This is a genomic window from Streptomyces ortus, assembly GCF_026341275.1.
Classification (GTDB): domain Bacteria; phylum Actinomycetota; class Actinomycetes; order Streptomycetales; family Streptomycetaceae; genus Streptomyces; species Streptomyces ortus.
In genome coordinates this window covers 7,687,251-7,705,301 of record NZ_JAIFZO010000002.1, presented here as the reverse complement: position 1 = coordinate 7,705,301, position 18,051 = coordinate 7,687,251, and the positions used below count along the sequence as shown (strand labels likewise).

Here is an 18,051-nt window from a genome sequence, read left to right as displayed (position 1 = left end):
GTACACCCGGTCGAAGGCGTTCGGCGGTCGTGCGGAGGACGGGCCCGGGGCGACGCCCTCGGTCCTGACCACCGGCACGGGCTCCAGCGCGCCCAACTCGGTAGGCAAATATGTCAAACCAGAGCCGCGTCGGCCACACCGAGCCGGAAGAAGTACGCGGAAGGCGGCGATCTGAAATACCGAACAAACCCGACATGCGCTGGTCTGGTCCTGGCGCATCCGTTGCGCTCCCAGCGCTCTCCCTCGGTCGGCGGAACGCCGACCATCCACGGCGCATGCCGGGCCGCACGCGACGGCCGCTCTGCTGGGCCGGCATCGTCCCTGCTTGTGGGGGATGTACTTCGGCCGGGTGTGAGGTGTCGCAAGCGCCGCTCGTCCCCCGCCGCGGTGAAGGAGGCGCTTTTCCGCTCTCCGGGGAGGGCTTGATCCAGTCACTCGTCGCGGTGTGTGCCGCAGCTCACGCGGTGCACTGCCCTGGGCACGGAACAAGCGGGAGCGGTCGGCCGTTCTTCTGTACGTGGCTGCGGAGGGGACAGTGTCCCCGGGCCTCACCCAAGCCCATGGGGAAGATCGTTCGGCTGAAGCCCCATGGAGCCATTCGCCGAGAGGCGACCGCCCTCCGCAGACACCGCACACGGCCCCGGCTGGTCTCCCCCGTCCAGCCGGGGCTTCTTGCTGCTCGCCTCACGACCCCCGCCGCAGGCCGGGAGACCGCGTGCCGGGATACCGCATCCCGGAATGCCGTGCCCCGCACGCACGGAGGGCGGTCGGAACTGCCCGCGCAGTTCCGACCGCCCTCCGTGCGGCATGTGCGACCGTGCCGCTGCCTGCCGCTGCCTGTCGCTACCTCGACCTGCTGCTGATACGGCGCAGGAGCACGAAGCCGGCGATCACCAGCAGTCCTCCGGCCGCCGCGGGCCACAGGCTCGTACCCGTTTCCGCGAGTCCGCCCGTCACCGCCTGGGGTGCGGCCACGCCGCCCGCGTCCGAGGGTTCGGGGCCGGGCACGGCGGCGCCGGTGTCCGCGTCGCCCGTGGAAGCGCCCGCGTCCCGCTGGGTCGCCGACGGCGATGTGGCCGCCTTGGGCTCGGCGTTGCCCTTGCCCTGGTCGTTCTTGCCCTCGTCGTTCTTGCCCTTGTCGGCGCCGCCCGCGGCCTCGGTCGCCTCGGTGTTGCCGGCCGAGGGCTTCGCGGTGTTCTCGCCGCCGTTGTCCGCGGGAGTCTCGCCCTGACCGTTGTCACCGGGCTCGTCGTCGCCCGGCTGCTCGTTGCCCTCGGTCGGGTCCGGGGCCGGAGTGGTCGCCGGCGGGTCGGTCGGCTCCTCGCCGCCACCGCCACCGCCGTTACCGCCGCCTCCGTTGCCGCCCCCGCCGTTACCGCCGCCGCCATTGCCGCCGCCGTTGCCGCCGTCATCGGCGCCGTCGCACTTACGGCCGTCGTTGATGCAGTCCACCATCTCCTTCATCAGTGCCTCGTCGAAGACGTTGATGAAGTCGCCGTGGTCGGTGACCGGCTTGTGCAGCTGCTCGGGGAAGGAGTCGACCGCGAAGAACGGCTTCGACTTCCCGCCGTCGGCCACGCTGGGCGCGTCGACGTCGTAGACGATGCGCTGCACCAGCTGCGGGATGGCCTTGAAGTCGTTCGCACAGCTGCCGTCCGCGGTGGCGAACGCCACGTGGGTGCGGTGGTTGGCACTGTCGATGTTCCGGCCGTCCCAGCAGCTCTGGAACCTGAAGGTGCGGACCACGTCACTGCCCTGGGGGCAGAGGGGGTACTTGTCCTTCAACTGCCGGTCCTCGAAGCCGGTGCAGCTCCACGACGCGTTGGCGTTGGTGGGGCCGTTGACGAACGCCTTGGCGTCGCCGGTGATGATGCGCAGCAGCTTCGGCATGGCCGTGACGTCACCGCGCGGGCTGCCCTCGAACGACATCGTGGCCGCCTTGGGCCGGATGATCTGGCCGGCGTTGCCCTCGATGCCACCGCCCGGAGAGCCGGCGTCCTTCTCGTCGTCGCCGTTCTGCAGCCGCAGCACGGGCCAGAAGTACGAGGACTTGTCGCCCTGGTTCTCGCAGGAGGTCTGGGCGTTCGCCAGGTCCTCGTCGCTCGCGAAGGCGTCGTTGGACTGGTTGCCGACGTAGTCGTGGAAGTGGTGGGCGCCGTTGCTGACACCGGGGGCCACGATCACGTTGTCGGAGTTGAACAGGCCGTTCTCGTTCACACCGCACTTGGTGACGAAGGAGCCCTTGGAGGCGTTGCCCTGGGCGGCCGGCTTCGACACGTTCGGCTTGACGGTGGAGATGTCCACGAAGTCGGCTGCCACGGGGCCGTTGCCGGCCTGACCGCCGTTGCCGGGAGGCTGCTCGCCCTGCCCCTGGTCGCCACCCTGCTCCTGGCCCTGGCCTTGCTCCTGGCCGTCGCCCTGATCCTGACCCTGGTCCTGGCCGTCCTGGCCGGCGCCGTCCTCGGCACTGCCGTCCTGGGCGTCACCGTTCCCTTCGCCGTCCTGACCGTTCTCCGGCGCGTCCTGGTTGCCGGAGGCGCGGAGTATGCAGGGTGCGAAGGCGTCCAGCCCCTCGGGGCGGTCGCCCACGGCGTCGATGGCCGCCACGATGCGCTCGATGGTCGCCACTCGCTTGTCCTTGAGCGGGTTCATGATCGAGTTCTGGGCGAAGGCGGCGTCCTGCTTGATGGCGTCCGCCGAGCTCTGCAGCCGCTGATACGCCTCGGCGATCTGCTTGTCCAGGAGGGCGAGTTGCTTGTCGACCTCCGTCTTGGACCCGTCCGGCACCGCGGCCAGCTCACTGCCCACATCCGGGCAGTCGATCGTGGCGGCACCCGAGGCAAGGACCTGGTCGGTCTGGCCCGAGGTGCTTTCGGAGGCAGTGGCGTAGACGTTCGCCGCTACCAGCCCACCTCCTCCCAGCATCAGCGCGACCGCCCCGATGGTCGCGCGTCGTGCGCCTGTTGGGCGTCTGCGCGTGTTGCGTCCCAAGGATCTACTCCTACGCTTCGTTGCCGACGGGCATGGCAATCCCCCGCCTCATACGGAGATGAAGCTCCGAGTGTTCAGACACATCTCGGATTCATAGAAACCTCTCACGAACCAGACGTTTGCGAGACCCGTGTCCGGGCAATCACGTTTTCCTGCGGTCTGGTTGGGGAAGACCACTCTGATGCGCTCCGTCGGGGCGCGACTGCTAGCGTTTCCGCCGGTTTGCGATGGTCAGGTCACCACTGGTGGCGGGTCATTCCGGCGACCACGGGGAGATACGCCGTCAGCTCGCGCGCCTTACGCCGCTGTTGGCACGCCGGGGCGTGCCACCCACACCGCCCGCCACCGCGAGGCTGACCGGGGCCGCGCAGTGCGGTCGGGGTCGCTGTCGCCCTGCCGTCCCGGCCGCATCACGGACCGGGATGCGGCTGGCCGCAGGCGCGGAGGCCATCACGGGCACCGTGGCCGTGGCCATGGGACGGACCGCCTCGCCCGCCCCCGGTACCAGTCGGCGCCGACGGCCATCGGGCGCCGCTCCCACCGGACGCCGCGCCACCGCCCTGCGCGTCCGGAATCTCGCCGGACCGGTCCGCACCACACGCGCCGACGAGGCAGTCGGCAGGGACGGGACGGCGTGTGACGCCCGTACGTCCTCGTCCCGTTTCCGCCAGAGGTCTGAGCCATCCGGACCCGATCTTCACCCCTCACACCCAGGGCGCCCCTCGCCTCCTGGCCCCCGGCAGTGTAGACATGAGCATATGGTCCGATTCTCGGGTCGATCCTGGGCTCGGTCGACCTCCCGCCTCAGCGGCCTGCGCGCGCGACGCAGGCGTGACCGCCCCGGCCGAGCACACGGGCGGCGGACCCAACAGGCGCTGGCCGGACGCAGCGTCGCCGGTCAGGTCTTCCTGCTCCAGGTGGCGATCGTGCTGCTGCTGGTCGTGGCCGCGGTCGGCGCCCTCGTCCTGCAGGTGCGCCACGACAGCACGACGGAGGCGCGGAACCGCTCCCTGGCCGTCGCCGAGACGTTCGCCAACGCTCCGGGCACCCGCGAGGCACTGAGCTCCCCCGATCCCACGGCCGTGCTCCAGCCGCGCGCCGAGGCGGCCCGTATGGGGTCCAAGGTCGACTTCGTCGTGGTGCTGAACACCGACGGCATCCGCTACACCCACCCCAAACCGGACCGGATCGGCAAGAAGTTCGTCGGAACCCTCGGCCCGGCACTGGCGGGCAAGTCCTTCACCGAGGAGATCACCGGCACCCTCGGGCCCCTCGTACAGGCCGTGGTGCCGGTCAAGGCCGACGACGGCACGGTCGTGGGTCTCGTCTCGGCGGGCATCACGACCGAGAACGTGGGAGGGGTCGGGGACCGCCAACTGCCCCTCCTGCTGACCGCCGCGGCGGCGGCCCTGGCACTGGCGCTGGGCGGCACGGCCCTGGTGAGCAGACGGCTGATGCGCCAGACCCACGGCCTGGGACCGTTCGAGATGACCCGGATGTACGAGCACCACGACGCGGTGCTGCACGCCGTCCGGGAGGGAGTGCTCATCGTCGGCGGCGAGGGCAGGCTGCTGCTCGCCAACGACGAGGCCCACCGGCTGCTGGATCTTCCGGAGGACGCCGAGGGACGCCACGTCCTCGAACTCGGCCTGGACGCGGACACCGCCGCCTTGCTGGCCTCGGGGCACGTCGTCACCGACGAGGTGCGCCTGGTCGGCGACCGGCTGCTGGCCATCAACCAGCGCCCCACCGACCTCAAGGGCGGCCCGGCGGGCAGTGTCGCCACGCTCCGCGACTCGACCGAACTGCGCGCGCTCTCCGGCAGGGCCGAGGTCGCCCGGGAACACCTCAAGCTCCTGTACGACGCCGGCGTGGGCATCGGTACGACCCTGGACGTGACCCGGACCGCCGAGGAACTGGCCGAGGTCGCCGTCCCGCGGTTCGCGGACTTCGCCACGGTGGACCTGTCCGAGGCCGTGCTCAGCGGTGGCGAACCGGACGCGGGCACCTCGCTGCGCCGTACGGCGTACAGCGGGATCCGCGAGGACGCTCCCCTGTACCGGGCGGGCGAGCGGATCGGGTTCATCGCCTCCACACCGCAGGCGCACAGCCTCGGCACCGGCGAGGCCGTGGTCGCGCCCGCGCTGAAGGAGGCGCACGGCTGGCTCGCCCAGGACCTGGAGCGCACCGCGCAGGTCGTGGAGTACGGGATCCACTCGCTGATCACGGTCCCCCTGCGGGCGGGGAACCTGGTGCTGGGGGTGGCGAACTTCTGGCGCTCCGAGAAGCCCGAGCCGTTCGACGAGGAGGAACTGGCCCTCGCCGAGGAGTTGGTCGCCCGGGCCGCGATCTCCATCGACAACGCGCGCCGCTACACCCGCGAGCACACCATGGCCGAGGCCCTGCAGCGCAGTCTGCTGCCGCGCAATCTGCCCGAACAGAGTGCCCTGGACATCTCCTACCGCTACCTTCCCGCCCAGGCGGGGGTGGGCGGCGACTGGTTCGACGTGCTGCCGCTGTCCGGCGCCCGGGTCGCGCTGGTCGTCGGCGACGTCGTGGGCCACGGCCTGCACGCGGCGGCCACCATGGGGCGGCTGCGCACGGCGGTCCACAACTTCTCCGCGCTCGACCTGCCGCCCGACGAACTGCTCGGTCTCCTCGACGAACTGGTCGGCCGGATCGACCAGGACGAGGCGACGGAGGACGGCAGCGCCGCGATCACCGGTGCCACCTGCCTGTACGCCGTCTACGACCCGACCACCCGGCAGTGCACCGTGGCCCGGGCCGGCCATCCGCCGCCCGCGGTGGTCCGCCCGGACGGCAGTGTCGACTTCCCCGACGTGCCCGCCGGGCCGCCGCTCGGTCTCGGCGGTCTCCCCTTCGAGACGGCCGAGCTGAAGCTGGAGGAGGGCAGCAGGCTCGTCCTCTACACGGACGGACTCGTCGAGGACCGGGAACGGGACATCGACGTCGGCCTCGAACTCCTGCGGACCGCCCTGACGGGGGCCGACCGCTCACCCGAGGACACCTGCCGGGCCGTCCTCGACGCCCTGCTCCCGGCGCACCCCGGCGACGACATCGCCCTGATCGTCGCGGGCACCCGCGCGCTGGGCGACGACCGCATCGCCGAATGGCGGGTGCCGTCCGACCCGGCGGCCGTCGGCGAGGTACGCGCCTCGGTCACCCGGCAGCTGACGGAGTGGGGGCTGGACGACCTGGTGTTCACGACGGAGCTGATCCTCAGCGAGCTGGTCACCAACGCGATCCGGTACGGCCACGGCCCCATCGAGGTCCGTATGCTCCTCGACCGCAGCCTGATCTGCGAGGTCTTCGACGGCAGCAACACCTCACCGCATCTGCGGTACGCGGCCTCGACGGACGAGGGCGGACGCGGTCTGTTCCTCGTGGCTCAGCTCACCGAGCGCTGGGGCACGCGGTACACGCCCGCGGGCAAGGTGATCTGGACGGAACAACCGCTCCCCTGAACCGCAGGCGCGGCGGAGGGCGTGCGGAGGCGGTGCGGAAACCGCAGTGCCACGCCCCGTCCGGTCCGCGCCTCGTTCAGTCCTCGCCCCTGACGATGTTCCCCTCGGGCTCCGCGGAAGTGCGGCGGGTGTCCCTGTCGGCTGTCGCCGGAAGGCAGAAACGCACGCCTCCCACCCGGCGGCGACGGGCCTGCGCCCAGCCGGTCTCGGGGCGACGGACGGTGTCCTGTGTGCTGCCGTACGCGGTCACGACCCCTCACATTCCTTCCGCACCCCTGTCCCGTGAAGGCCGGGTCTGCGTCATCTCGCTGCCATGTGTCGTCTACCGGTGCCGGGTCCCCCGCTGCGGCGCCCGGAAACCCCGCCGCGTCCGGGTCGCGCCGCCGTCACGCCCGCCGGTCCCCCGAACGGGTGGAACCGGGGTCAGCGGTCGGGGCGGGGGTCCCGCTCGGCGGCCGGTGCCTTCCGCGGCGACGGCGGCCCCGTATCGCGCTCGGCGTCGTGCTGCTCCAGCAGGGACAGCAGACCGGCGACGGACAGGCCGGCGTCGGCCGGGTGGCGCAGGATCGTCCCCGGCTCGATGCGGTATTCGTTCGTGCGCCCCTGCCGGGTGTGGGTGAGATAGCCGTCCTGCTCCAGATCGGAAATGATCTTCTGCACGGCACGCTCGGTCAGCCTGCAGCGGGCCGCGATGTCACGGATGCGCGTGTTCTGGTTCTCGGCGATCGCGGCCAGCACCCGGGCGTGATTGGTGAGGAACGTCCAGCCGGTATGCGTCTCAGGTACATCACCCATGGCCACAGCATACGACCTGCGATTCACGCAAACCAAAGGGTGAAAGAAATTTCATGTATCTCTTGACGTGTGAAAGTTTGGAGCCGAATCTGGAGGAGACAGTGACGGTGGATGCCCCGGGAGCGGCTGCCATGTCGAAACCAACGCTTTCCGCGCAGGCCGGGGGTTCTTGCGCAGTCTTCGGCGGAGGGCCGCCCGGTCTCGCGCGGGAGCCCGCCACCGCGGCCCTGAAGGTCGAGACGCATCGCACCGGTGAGCGGATCGCCGTCGTGGCGACCGGTGAGATCGACATGGACACCTGCCCGGCGCTGCGGCACACCCTGGGTGAAGCCCTCGCCGAGTCGGTACGCGGGGTCGACCTCGACCTGGCGGGAGTCGACTTCTGCGACTGCTCCGGACTCAACGTCCTGCTGCTCGTCCACCGACGCGCGTCGGCGGACGGCAAGACGGTCGCCGTACGCTCCGCGAGCCGCGCCGTCGAGCGACTGCTCACGCTCTCGGACACCTCGTCACTGTTCAGGCCCGCGAGCGACGACGACCGCGGCAGCCCTCGCGGGAACGAGGACCCGCACCACGGCACGAAGCACAGCACCACGGAGGAGAGATCGTTGTCCGGTGACGCCACGGAGGCCGTCGAACTGGTCGACACCACCGACACCACCGACACCACTGACACCGCCGACGCGGAGCAGAGTCTGCGCGTGGAGATCCTCCAGCTGCGGCGCGCCATGCAGACGCGGCCGGTCATCGATCTGGCCCGCGGGGTCCTGATGGCGTCTTTCGGGCTGGATCCCGACGACGCGTGGAGCGTACTCGTCGCGGTCTCGCAGAACGCCAACATCAAGCTGTTCCACCTCGCCGAGAGCACGGTGGCCGCCGTCACGGGCGAGCCGCTGCCCGAGGCCCTGCGCCAGCAACTGTCCGCGGCGGTCGCCGAAGTCACCGCGAGCCGCGCGGCGACGCAGCGATCGGAGCCGTGAACTCGGTGGCGACCGGGGCCTCGCACGGCCGGCGCGCCCTGTCCAGTTGAAAAGATGCCTTTCATCCTTACGAAGGGCACATCCGGACGGACCGCCCGAGTCGGGCTCCGCGTCCACTAACTTCCCTTCCCTGCGCAGGCGCCCGCACATCAGGCGCGTCAGGACGCATCAGCGCGCATCGGGGACAGAGGAGCGACGTGGCCGGAGTGAGCCTCCCGGAACATCCGTACAACCGCACGGAGGCGACCCGGCTGCTGTGCGCCGGCACGTACCAGGACGCCTCCTTCCGCCGACGGGTCATCGACGAACTGGTGGCGCATCAGGAGCGTCCCGTTGCCCCGCCGCTGGGCGTCGACGTGCTTCCCGTGCTGGCGCACGCCGTGCGCATCACCCGGCAGGAGTCCCGTACCGCGGGGCTGATGCTGGCTGCCTGGCTGGGCTTTCTGCTGTCGGACGTCGTGATGTTCTGGGACAGCGTCGCCGACCGCTGGGGCGAGGGGGCCGAGGTCGGCCTCGGCGATGTGTTCACCGCGTTCTACGCGGGCGACGACCGGCTGACCGCCGGACTGCCCATGCCGTGGTCGCAGTTCTACGCGTTCGTCGCCCTCGGCCTCTGGTTCGCTCAATCGGTGCGCGCGCAGGGCGCCGACGGCCGCCAGGCGGGCCTGCCCGCTCCGGTGGCGAAGGCCGCCGCCGGTCTCGGCCTCGCGGTGACCGTGGGCGCCACGCTGTTCGCCCTCTTCTACTGGTGCTGGTTCGTGGCCGGGGTGCTGGGCGGTGACGTACAGACGCCCTATCCGCTGCTCTTTCCGCTGCTCATCGCCCTGATCGCCTGGTGGCACGAGACCACTCAGCGCAGGGCCCTGTGCCGCTGGCTGTCACGCTGGACGTTCCCGACGACGGCGCAGCCGGACCTGCCCCCGGGCCCGTTGTACGAGGACCTCGTCACCAGCATCCGCCGCGAGCAGGCGGCCGCACTGACCCTGTACGAGCCGGACAGTCCCTTCGTCGGAATGGGCACGCCCCGCCGGGCCTGGTCCTTCGCGATGGAACTGCGCAAGCGCTCCGCCGCGCCGGACGAACCCACCGCCCCGGACACCGGCTCCCCTTCCCCCTCCCCCGACGGCGCCCTGATTCCGCACCAGAACCACGGTCCGCTCACCGCGGAGGGCGCGCTCACCATGATCGAGCCGCAGTTGGTGCGGCTGCGCGAGTCCGCCGCGCTCACCGGGAAGGACCGGCTGCGCGAGCTGGAGATCGACCGCTTCGTCTGTCTGCCGGGGGGTGTCGGCCGCGACGAGCAACTGCACCTCGGCGGCACCTCCGACGTACGGGCCGTACAGGCGGCCGGACAGCGCGCCGGTGACGGCCGGTCCGTCTACGACCCCGCGCAGGTCGCCGCCCACCTCGCGGAGGCCGTCGACGAGGGCGGCGAGGGACGGCGTGTCTTCCTGCGCGTACGCGTCGGCGCCTGGCACGAACAGGTCGTGGTGACCGTCCTGGTGCGTGTGCACACCCAGGGCGGCATGCTCGTGATGGAGGTCGTCCCGTACGTACTCGGCCCCGTCCGCAAGGACTTCAAGAGCGTGGACGCCCTCGTGGACCGGCTGCCCGAGACCTGGGCCGGCGGCGCGGTACGCGCACTCGGACACGGGCCCGCGACCGGGGTGAGCACCGCTCTCGGCGCCTTGAGGACCCTCGCCAGGGAGTTCGGCACCGGCTGGTCCGATCGGGAGGCGGACCCCGACGTACCGCGTGTCTCGCTGCGCCAGCTGGCCGGCACGACCCGTCTCTCCCCCTACCAGGAGATGGACGCCACCCGGTACATCAAGACGGTGCAGGAGCGCATCGTCAAGGGCATGCGCGAGGCGCTGCAGTCCCACGGTTACCGGACCGACCAGTTCGAACAGCACGTCTACCAGCTCAGTGGCGGAAGCGTCTTCGTCCAGGACATGTCCGGGGGCGCCGTCGCCACGGGCAGGCACGGCCACGCGACCGCGCACACCAACCCCCCGGCCGGGACGAACGGCACACCGCCGCGCACCGGCGCCTAGACACCGAAACCCGAAACCCGAAACCCGGACCCGGACACCCCGGACCCCGGCCCCGAGGAGCCAGCACATGAACGACACAGGACACCCCAACGGCGGCAACGACGGCGGGCCCGCGCAGGACAGCGGCTCCGGCAGTGTGCACATCGGCTCCATGAGCGGCGGTTCGATCGCCACTGGCAGCCACGGCCACGCGACATCCGTCAACCACACCGCGTCCGGGGCCGCCCCGCCGTACGAGGAGCTGCTGCGGGCCATCCGCGTCCTGCGCGAGGCCCTACCCGTCCAGGAGCGCAGCGCCGAGGACAGGTTCCTCGACGGCGAACTGGCGGACGCGGAGGGCGAGATCGTCCGCTCCGGGACAGCTCGCCCGGAGCGTCTCGCCCGGCTGCTGGTGGGCGTGCGGGGCTGGCTCGGATCGCAGACCGCGGCCGTGGGAGCCGTCGCCTCGGCCACCGCCGTCGTCCAGGGCATCGCCCAGCTCCTCGGATGACCGGCGCGACGGCGACAGGGGGGACCGGTCCATGAGGGTGTTCGACACCGAGCGGCAGGAGTGGGCCGGGTCCCGGCGCGAACGCCTCTTCCACCCCGACCAGTACCTCGACGTACGACGGCAGAAGGTCATCCGGCGCAAGACGGCGATCGTCCTGGCGGTGGCCGGTCTCACCTTCGGCGTCTGGGCCCTGGCCTGGAAGGACGAACCCGAGCCCTACCGCAGCTTCACCGCCGCCGGGTCGGACACCGCGAAGGACAGCTCGGACGGATCCGGGTCGGGGGACGGGTCCGGGGACACGTCGGAGGGCAGTGCGTCACCGGCGCAGCCCTCCGAATCCCTGCCCGCGGGCTATGAGTCCCAGGAGGACCCGGAGGGGTTCCGGGTGGCGCTCCCGACGGGCTGGGAGCGCGACAGCCGGTCCTCGCAGTACGGCATCGACGTGGTCGACTACCGCAGCCCGGAAGGCACCCGACGGCTCCAGGTGTTCCAGGTGATGGAGACCTCTCCGTACGAGTCCTTGCAGGTCGCGCAGGTGGAGGCGCGGAAGCTCGACGGGTACGAGGCCGTCTCCCTCACGGAGGTCCCCGGCGGTACGGGGCAGGACGCCGAGCACGAGTACCGCGCGGACGAGGTCGCGGGCGAGCAGGGTGGCGGGACCCGGCACGTGATCGACCACCGCTTCGAGGCCGCCGACGGCGAACGGTACGCGCTGGTCGCGTACGGCTCGGACGCCGACGGGCCGGAGGACGAGCGGGAACTCGTCGACACGGCGCTGCTCTGGTTCTGCCCGCCGGGCACGCAGTGCGAGACGCCCGGCGGCTGACGGCCCGCCACTCCTCGCCCCGGCGGGCCGGCGCGGGCCTCAGGAGGGCGCCGCGGTCGTGCCCCGCACTTCCAGGACGGGTGGGCCGAGGACGACCTGGCCGGGGCGGGCGGGGTCGGCGATCCGGTCGAGCAGGCACTGCGCTGCGCGGCGGCCGACGTCATGGCCCGCGCTGTCCACGGTGGTGAGCCAGAGGTGGCGCAGCCGGGCCAGGTAGGTGTTGTCGTAGCCGACGAGGGAGAGGTCCCGGGGCACCTGGAGGCCCAGTTCCTCGGCTGCCGACAGTGCGCCGACGCAGGCGATGTCGTTGAAGGCGAACACGGCGGTGGGCCGCCGTTCGGCGCTGAGCAGCCGGACCGTGGCCCGGTAGCCGCCCTCCTCGGTGAGATCGCCCTGTTCCACTACGGCCGTGTCGCCCAGCCCGTGCTCGCGCATGACGGCTTCGAAGCCGCCGCGGCGCAGTGCCCCGACCATGCCCTGCCCGGCGATGTGGGCGATGCGCCGGTGGCCGAGCCCGATGAGGTGCTCGGTGGCGAGGCGGGCGCCGTACTCGTCGTCATTGGCGACGATGTCCGCGCGGGGCAGTACCGGCTCGCGGGCTCCCGCGATCACGGTCGGCAGCCGCCCGGCCGCCGTACGCAGCATCTCCGGAGCGGGCAGGGTGCCGACCGCGACGAGTCCGTCGACCCGCAGGTCCGTGAACGTGCGGGTGAGGTCCTCGCCGAGCCGCCGGTTCAGATGGCCGTCGGCCAGCAGCATGTGCACACCGTGGGCGTCCAGCAGGGAGTTGAGGCCGTCCAGCAGTTCCACGAACCAGGGGTTGCGCATGTCGTTCAGGAGCACGCCCACCATGGGGGTGCCCCCGGACCGGGCGTGGTCGAGGGCCTGCGGGTGGGCGCGCCGCTCGCTGAGGCTGCGCGCGGCGGCGTTGGGCCGGTAGCCGAGTTCTTCGACGGCGGCCAGGACGGCCGTCCGCTTCTCGGGACGCACCCGGTCGGAGCCGCGCAGCACGAGCGAGACCAGGGACTTCGACACCCCGGCCCGTTCGGCGACATCGCGGATCGTCGGTGACCTCATGAATTGGACCGTTCCACAGCCGCCGACAGAAAGTCAAAGGGGCTGATGGGGGTTGACACCTGGGACGACGAACTTCAGTGTGATCGGACACGCTGGTGGACCGATCCAAACAGTGCACACACGATCCGAAGAGGAACAGTCATGGGAAGTACGCTCGGCGTCGCCGTCGTGGGGTTCGGCTGGATGGGGCGGGTGCACACCCAGGCGTACGCGCGCGTGCCGCACCACTTCCCCGGGCTGGCCGTACGGCCAGAACTGATCGCGGTCGCCGACGAGGTGCCCGGCCGGGCCGAGGAGGCCGCCGCACAGTACGGGTTCGCCACGGCGGTCCGGGACTGGCGTGAGGTCGCCGCCGACCCCCGGGTCGAGGCGGTGAGTGTCGCCGCTCCGAACTTCCTGCACCGCGAGATCGGCGTCGCCATGGCCGAGGCGGGCAAGCACCTCTGGATCGAGAAGCCGGTCGGCCTCACCGCGGACGACGCACGGGCCGTCGCGGACGCCGTCGCCGCGGCGGGCGTCCAGGGCACGGTCGGCTTCAACTACCGCAACGCGCCCGCCGTCGCGGCGGCCCGCGAACTGATCGCCGCCGGTGAGATCGGCACCGTCACCCATGTCCGCATCCGCCTCTTCAGCGATTACGCCGCCCATCCCAAGGGCGCCCTGACATGGCGGTACGAGCGGGAACGCGGCGGCAGCGGAGTGCTCGGCGACCTCGCGTCGCACGGCGTGGACCTGGCCCGCTTCCTGCTGGGCGAGATCGCGTCGCTGACCGCCGACACGGCCGTCTTCGTCCACGAACGGGCCCGGCCCACCGGCGCCACCGCCGGCCACACCCGGTCCACCGGCGGCGAGACGGGCCCGGTGGAGAACGAGGACTACGTGTCCTGTCTGCTGCGCTTCGCCTCGGGGGCCCGCGGTGTCCTGGAGGCCTGCCGGGTGTCGGTGGGCGAGCAGAACAACTACGGCTTCGAGATCCACGGCACCACGGGCGCCCTCTCCTGGGACTTCCGTCGTATGGGTGAACTGGGTGTCAGCCGCGGCACGTCGTTCCAGGACCAGCCGGTCAGCACGCTGTACGTCGGCCCCGGGCACGGCGAGTACGCCGCTTTCCAGCCCGGGTCGGCCAACAGCATGGGGTACGACGACCTGAAGGTCATCGAGGCGCACCACTTCCTGCGCTCCATCGCCGAGGGCACCCCGTACGGGGCCACGCTGGACGATGCCGTCCACAGCGCGACCGCCCTGGACGCCATGGCCCGTTCCGCCGAGCGGGGCACCTGGGTGAGTCCGGGGGACTGAGTCTGGCATAAGCCCGGGGTACGTGCCGACACGCCTCGGGGGCCGCCCGGATCATCAGTAGGATTGCCTGCTCATGGACACACGCCAGGTGCACGAGATGATCGCCGTCCCGCCGGGGCAGGTCACGCTGTCGGACCGGCGGACGCGGCGCAGTTGGTCGGTCGAGCTCGCGCCCTACCGGCTCGGGGCCTTCCCGGTCACGCGGGCGCTGTACGCGCGGGTCTCGGGCCTGTGGCCGAGCGGCGCCGACGGGGACCGGCTGCCCGTCGAGGGCGTCTCGTGGTGGGACGCGGTCCGGTTCTGCAACGCCCTGTCGGTACGGGAGGGACTCACCCCCGCCTACGCCATCCGGGCCGACGGCGAGGGCGCCGACGGGGGCGTCGACTGGGACAGGGCGGCGGACGGCTACCGGTTACCCACGGAGGCCGAGTGGGAGCACGGCTGCCGCGCGGGTACGCCTGGGCCGCGGTACGGGCCGCTCGACGAGATCGCCTGGTACCGCGACAACTCCGAGGAGCGAGTGCACGACGTGGGCGGCAAACGGCCCAACCAGTGGGGTCTGCACGACATGCTGGGCAACGTCTGGGACTGGTGCTGGGACGTCTACGACGCGGAGGTCTACGGCGGGTACCGGGTGTTGCGCGGGGGCGGGTGGTTCGACGAGCACTGGAGCTGCCGCGCGTCGGCCCGGCGCCGCAGCCACCCGAGCTACCAGGTCGACGACGTGGGCTTTCGGATCGCCCGGTCCGTCACGCACTGAGCCACCGGCGGACGGAGACGGTGTGCGGGGCGCGGGCCGGCAGGCCCGCGCCCCTGAAAAGCGACAGATCCCGCCGGTCCCCACCACGACTCACCCTTTCGGGGGGCCCGCTCGGCTGACAGACTCTGGTGGTGCGCGACTTCGACTTCCTCGTCATCGGATCCGGCCCGGGCGGCCAGAAGGCCGCCATCGCCGCGGCAAAGCTCGGCCGCCGGGTCGCCGTCGTAGACCGCCCCGACATGGTCGGAGGGGTCTCCATCCACACCGGAACCATCCCCTCGAAGACCCTGCGCGAGGCGGTCCTCTATCTCAGCGGTCTCACCCAACGGGACCTGTACGGCCAGAGTTACCGGCTGAAGGAGGACATCACCGTCGCCGACCTGACCGCGCGCACCCAGCACGTGGTCGGCCGCGAGGTCGATGTCATCCGCAGTCAGCTGTCCCGCAACCACGTCTCGCTGTTCGCCGGCACCGGCCGCTTCGTGGACGACCACACCGTCGCCCTGCGCGAAGTGACCGGCAACGAGAAGCTGCTGACGGCGGACCACATCGTCATCGCGACCGGAACCAGGCCGGCCAGGCCCGCGACCGTCGAGTTCGACGAGCTGACGGTCCTGGACTCCGACAACGTTCTCAACCTGGAGCAGGTGCCCCGTTCCATGGTCATCGTCGGGGCCGGCGTGATCGGCATGGAGTACGCCTCCATGTTCGCCGCCCTCGGCAGCAAGATCACCGTGGTCGAACAGCGCCCCGGGATGCTCGACTTCTGCGACGTCGAGGTGATCGAGTCGCTCAAGTACCACCTCAGGGACCTGGCCGTCACCTTCCGTTTCGGAGAGACGGTCGCCGCGGTCGAGCGCCACGCGCGGGGCACGCTCACCATCCTGGAGAGCGGCAAGAAGATCCCGGCGGACGCCGTGATGTACTCCGCGGGCCGGCAGGGCCTCACCGACGACCTCGGCCTCGACAAGGCGGGCCTGTCCGCCGACCGGCGCGGCCGGATCAAGGTGGACGAGCACTACCGCACCGAGGTGCCGCACATCTACGCCGTGGGTGACGTCATCGGCTTCCCGGCACTGGCGGCCACCTCGATGGAACAGGGGCGCACGGCCGCGTACCACGCCTGCGGTGAGCCGGTGAACCGGATGCACGACCTCCAGCCGATCGGCATCTACACGATCCCCGAGATCAGCTTCATCGGGAAGACCGAGGACCAGCTCACCGAGGAGCGCGTGCCGTTCGAGGTCGGCGTCTCCCGCTACCGCGAACTGGCCCGGGGTCAGATCATCGGCGACTCGCACGGCATGCTCAAGCTGCTCGTCTCCCCGGACGACCGGAAACTGCTCGGCGTGCACTGCTTCGGTACGGGTGCCACGGAGCTGATCCACATCGGGCAGTCGGTGATGGGCTGCGGTGGGACGGTCGACTATCTGGTCGACGCGGTCTTCAACTACCCGACGCTCGCGGAGTCCTACAAGGTCGCCGCGCTCGACGCCACGAACAAGATCCGGCAGATCGACCAGCTCAGGGGCTGACCGGATGCCGGACGCCTTCGCGGGCACCGGGTGCGGTGACGCGCCCGGTGCCCGCTGGCGGGGGTCGCCCGCACCCCTGAGGAGCCGCCTGAGGAGCCGCCCGAGAGGCGGGCCTGCGTCGTCGGCGACGGCCGGGGGCATAAGCTCACCGGGTGGCAAAGTACTTCGATGTTCATCCCGAGAATCCTCAGGCGCGCACCATCACCCAGGTCGCCGACTCCATTCGCGCGGGTGCGCTCGTCGTCTATCCCACGGACTCCTGCTTCGCGCTGGGGTGCCAGCTGGGCAGTCGTGACGGTATCGACCGGATCCGCTCCATCCGCCGGCTCGACGACCGTCACCACTTCACGCTGGTGTGCCAGAACTTCGCACAGCTCGGTCAGTTCGTGCAGGTCGACAACGACGTGTTCCGCGCCATCAAGGCGTCGACGCCCGGCAGTTACACCTTCATCCTCCCCGCGACCCGGGAGGTCCCGCGCAAGCTGCTGCACCCCAAGAAGAAGACCGTCGGGGTCCGCATCCCCGACCATGTGGTCGCCCAGGCACTGCTCGCCGAGCTCGGTGAGCCGCTGCTGTCCAGCACCCTCCTCCTGCCCGACGAGGAGGAGCCGATGACCCAGGGCTGGGAGATCAAGGAGCGGCTCGACCACTCCGTCGACGCGGTCATCGACTCCGGCGACTGCGGTACCGAGCCGACCACGGTCATCGACTTCTCCAGCGGCGAGGCGGAGATCGTCCGCAAGGGTGCCGGCGACGTCTCACGGTTCGAGTGACCCGCGGGCCTGCTGCGGCCCGGCGGCGCCGCGGGCCATGGTGCGGCGCCCGCCGAACCGTCGGTCGTCTACCGTCGGTTCCGTGATCATGACCAGCAGTGTGCGGCGGGGCGTCGCGTGACGCCGTGGGAGGCCGTGGCGGTGTTCGCGGCGGGCGTGGGTGCGGGCGGGGTCAACACCGTCGTCGGTTCCGGCACCCTGATCACCTTTCCCGTACTGCTCGCCACCGGCCTGCCACCTGTCACCGCGACCGTCTCGAACGCGCTCGGTCTGGTCCCGGGCGCCGTCAGCGGGGCGTTCGGCTACCGCAAGGAGCTGCGCGGTCAGCGGCGGCGCATCCTCAGGCTGAGCGTGGGTGCGCTGCTGGGCGGTTTCTCGGGGGCCGTACTGCTGCTGGCCCTGCCCGCGACGGCGTTCGAGAAAATCGTGCCGGTCGTGGTGGGTCTGGCGCTCGTCCTGGTCGCCTTCCAGCCGCTGATCACCAAACGGCTGCGCCGCCGCCGGGAAGTTCGTTCGCCGTCGGCCACCACCGACACACCCGGCACGCCCGGCGGCCCGGTCCGCCGGGACGGCGGACCGCTGCTGTTCGTCGGTCTGACCCTCGCGAGCGTCTACGGCGGCTACTTCGCGGCGGCGCAGGGGATCATCTACATGTCGTTGATGGGGGTGCTCCTGGACGAGACGATGCAACGCCTCACCGCCGTCAAGAACGTCCTCGTCGCCGTCGTCAACACCGTCGCCGCGACCTTCTTCCTCTTCGTGGCGGACTTCGACTGGACGGCCGTCGCGCTGATCGCGGTCGGCTCGGCGATCGGGGGGCAGCTCGGCGCCGCGGTGGGCCGCCGCTTCAGCCCGGTGGTCCTGCGCACCCTCATCGTGACGATCGGCACCGTGGCCCTCGTCCAACTGCTGCTCCGCTGAGAACCCGACCCGTCATAGCTGAGAAGCTGGTCCGTATTAGCTGAGAACCTGGCCCGCAGACCCGT

The 18,051-nt window shown here is 71.2% G+C and carries 14 protein-coding genes; 10 read left to right on the top strand and 4 right to left on the bottom strand.

Features of this window, described 5'->3' with window-relative positions; all coding sequences use genetic code 11:
- Positions 1-843: 843 nt before the first annotated feature.
- Positions 844-2,991, bottom strand: a complete 2,148-nt coding sequence (locus K3769_RS36690; RefSeq protein WP_267030532.1) for a DUF1996 domain-containing protein — start codon at positions 2,989-2,991, stop codon at positions 844-846.
- Positions 2,992-3,749: 758 nt separating this feature from the next.
- Here K3769_RS36690 and K3769_RS36685 point away from each other — a divergent pair.
- A complete protein-coding gene (locus K3769_RS36685; RefSeq protein WP_267030531.1) occupies positions 3,750-6,476 on the top strand; it encodes a SpoIIE family protein phosphatase in 2,727 nt (908 codons plus the stop codon).
- Positions 6,477-6,552: 76 nt separating this feature from the next.
- Here the strand turns inward: K3769_RS36685 and K3769_RS36680 are convergent, their stop codons facing one another.
- Both K3769_RS36680 and K3769_RS36675 read right to left on the bottom strand, forming a co-directional pair.
- Positions 6,553-6,726, bottom strand: coding sequence for a hypothetical protein (locus K3769_RS36680; protein ID WP_199854609.1), 174 nt, complete (start codon positions 6,724-6,726; stop codon positions 6,553-6,555).
- Between the two features lie 173 nt (positions 6,727-6,899).
- The gene (locus K3769_RS36675) at positions 6,900-7,271 is read right to left on the bottom strand and encodes a helix-turn-helix transcriptional regulator (RefSeq protein WP_267030530.1); all 372 of its coding nucleotides are present in this window, start codon (positions 7,269-7,271) and stop codon (positions 6,900-6,902) included.
- A gap of 131 nt (positions 7,272-7,402) precedes the next feature.
- Here K3769_RS36675 and K3769_RS36670 point away from each other — a divergent pair, with 131 nt between their 5' ends.
- The 4 genes from K3769_RS36670 to K3769_RS36655 all read left to right on the top strand — a co-directional run bounded on the left by K3769_RS36670 (position 7,403) and on the right by K3769_RS36655 (position 11,621).
- Positions 7,403-8,251: an anti-sigma factor antagonist gene (locus K3769_RS36670; protein ID WP_267030529.1), complete on the top strand. Its 849-nt coding sequence runs from the start codon at positions 7,403-7,405 to the stop codon at positions 8,249-8,251.
- 197 nt (positions 8,252-8,448) lie between these two features.
- The gene (locus K3769_RS36665) at positions 8,449-10,305 is read left to right on the top strand and encodes an AbeC-like domain-containing protein (RefSeq protein ID WP_267030528.1); all 1,857 of its coding nucleotides are present in this window, start codon (positions 8,449-8,451) and stop codon (positions 10,303-10,305) included.
- Between the two features lie 67 nt (positions 10,306-10,372).
- Positions 10,373-10,795: a hypothetical protein gene (locus K3769_RS36660; RefSeq protein ID WP_267030527.1), complete on the top strand. Its 423-nt coding sequence runs from the start codon at positions 10,373-10,375 to the stop codon at positions 10,793-10,795.
- Positions 10,796-10,826: 31 nt separating this feature from the next.
- Positions 10,827-11,621, top strand: coding sequence for a serine/threonine kinase C-terminal domain-containing protein (locus tag K3769_RS36655; protein WP_267030526.1), 795 nt, complete (start codon positions 10,827-10,829; stop codon positions 11,619-11,621).
- A 39-nt stretch (positions 11,622-11,660) separates the two neighbouring features.
- Here K3769_RS36655 and K3769_RS36650 read toward each other — a convergent pair whose 3' ends face one another.
- On the bottom strand, positions 11,661-12,698 hold the full coding sequence (locus K3769_RS36650; protein ID WP_267030525.1) for a LacI family DNA-binding transcriptional regulator: 1,038 nt from the start codon (positions 12,696-12,698) through the stop codon (positions 11,661-11,663).
- Positions 12,699-12,839: 141 nt separating this feature from the next.
- On the opposite strand from K3769_RS36650, the gene K3769_RS36645 reads away from it, so the two are divergent.
- The 5 genes from K3769_RS36645 (at position 12,840) to K3769_RS36625 (ending at position 17,986) form a co-directional block, all read left to right on the top strand.
- A complete protein-coding gene (locus K3769_RS36645) occupies positions 12,840-13,997 on the top strand; it encodes a Gfo/Idh/MocA family protein (protein ID WP_267030524.1) in 1,158 nt (385 codons plus the stop codon).
- A 73-nt stretch (positions 13,998-14,070) separates the two neighbouring features.
- On the top strand, positions 14,071-14,757 hold the full coding sequence (locus K3769_RS36640) for a formylglycine-generating enzyme family protein (RefSeq protein ID WP_267030523.1): 687 nt from the start codon (positions 14,071-14,073) through the stop codon (positions 14,755-14,757).
- Between the two features lie 131 nt (positions 14,758-14,888).
- Positions 14,889-16,292: a Si-specific NAD(P)(+) transhydrogenase gene (gene sthA, locus K3769_RS36635; RefSeq protein ID WP_267030522.1), complete on the top strand. Its 1,404-nt coding sequence runs from the start codon at positions 14,889-14,891 to the stop codon at positions 16,290-16,292.
- A gap of 152 nt (positions 16,293-16,444) precedes the next feature.
- Complete coding sequence (locus K3769_RS36630) at positions 16,445-17,065, top strand: L-threonylcarbamoyladenylate synthase (protein WP_189768828.1); 621 nt, start codon at positions 16,445-16,447, stop codon at positions 17,063-17,065.
- 117 nt (positions 17,066-17,182) lie between these two features.
- Entirely contained in the window at positions 17,183-17,986 is an 804-nt protein-coding gene (locus K3769_RS36625) for a sulfite exporter TauE/SafE family protein (protein WP_267030521.1), read from the top strand.
- The last annotated feature ends 65 nt before the right edge of the window (positions 17,987-18,051 follow it).

Coding starts and splice junctions, on each gene's coding strand:
- K3769_RS36685 (WP_267030531.1), top strand. CDS start 3,750: ATGGTCCGATTCTCGGGTCGATCCTGGGCTCGGTCGACCTCCCGCCTC.
- K3769_RS36675 (WP_267030530.1), bottom strand. CDS start 7,271: ATGGGTGATGTACCTGAGACGCATACCGGCTGGACGTTCCTCACCAAT.
- K3769_RS36670 (WP_267030529.1), top strand. CDS start 7,403: ATGTCGAAACCAACGCTTTCCGCGCAGGCCGGGGGTTCTTGCGCAGTC.
- K3769_RS36660 (WP_267030527.1), top strand. CDS start 10,373: ATGAACGACACAGGACACCCCAACGGCGGCAACGACGGCGGGCCCGCG.
- K3769_RS36655 (WP_267030526.1), top strand. CDS start 10,827: ATGAGGGTGTTCGACACCGAGCGGCAGGAGTGGGCCGGGTCCCGGCGC.
- K3769_RS36650 (WP_267030525.1), bottom strand. CDS start 12,698: ATGAGGTCACCGACGATCCGCGATGTCGCCGAACGGGCCGGGGTGTCG.
- K3769_RS36645 (WP_267030524.1), top strand. CDS start 12,840: ATGGGAAGTACGCTCGGCGTCGCCGTCGTGGGGTTCGGCTGGATGGGG.
- K3769_RS36640 (WP_267030523.1), top strand. CDS start 14,071: ATGGACACACGCCAGGTGCACGAGATGATCGCCGTCCCGCCGGGGCAG.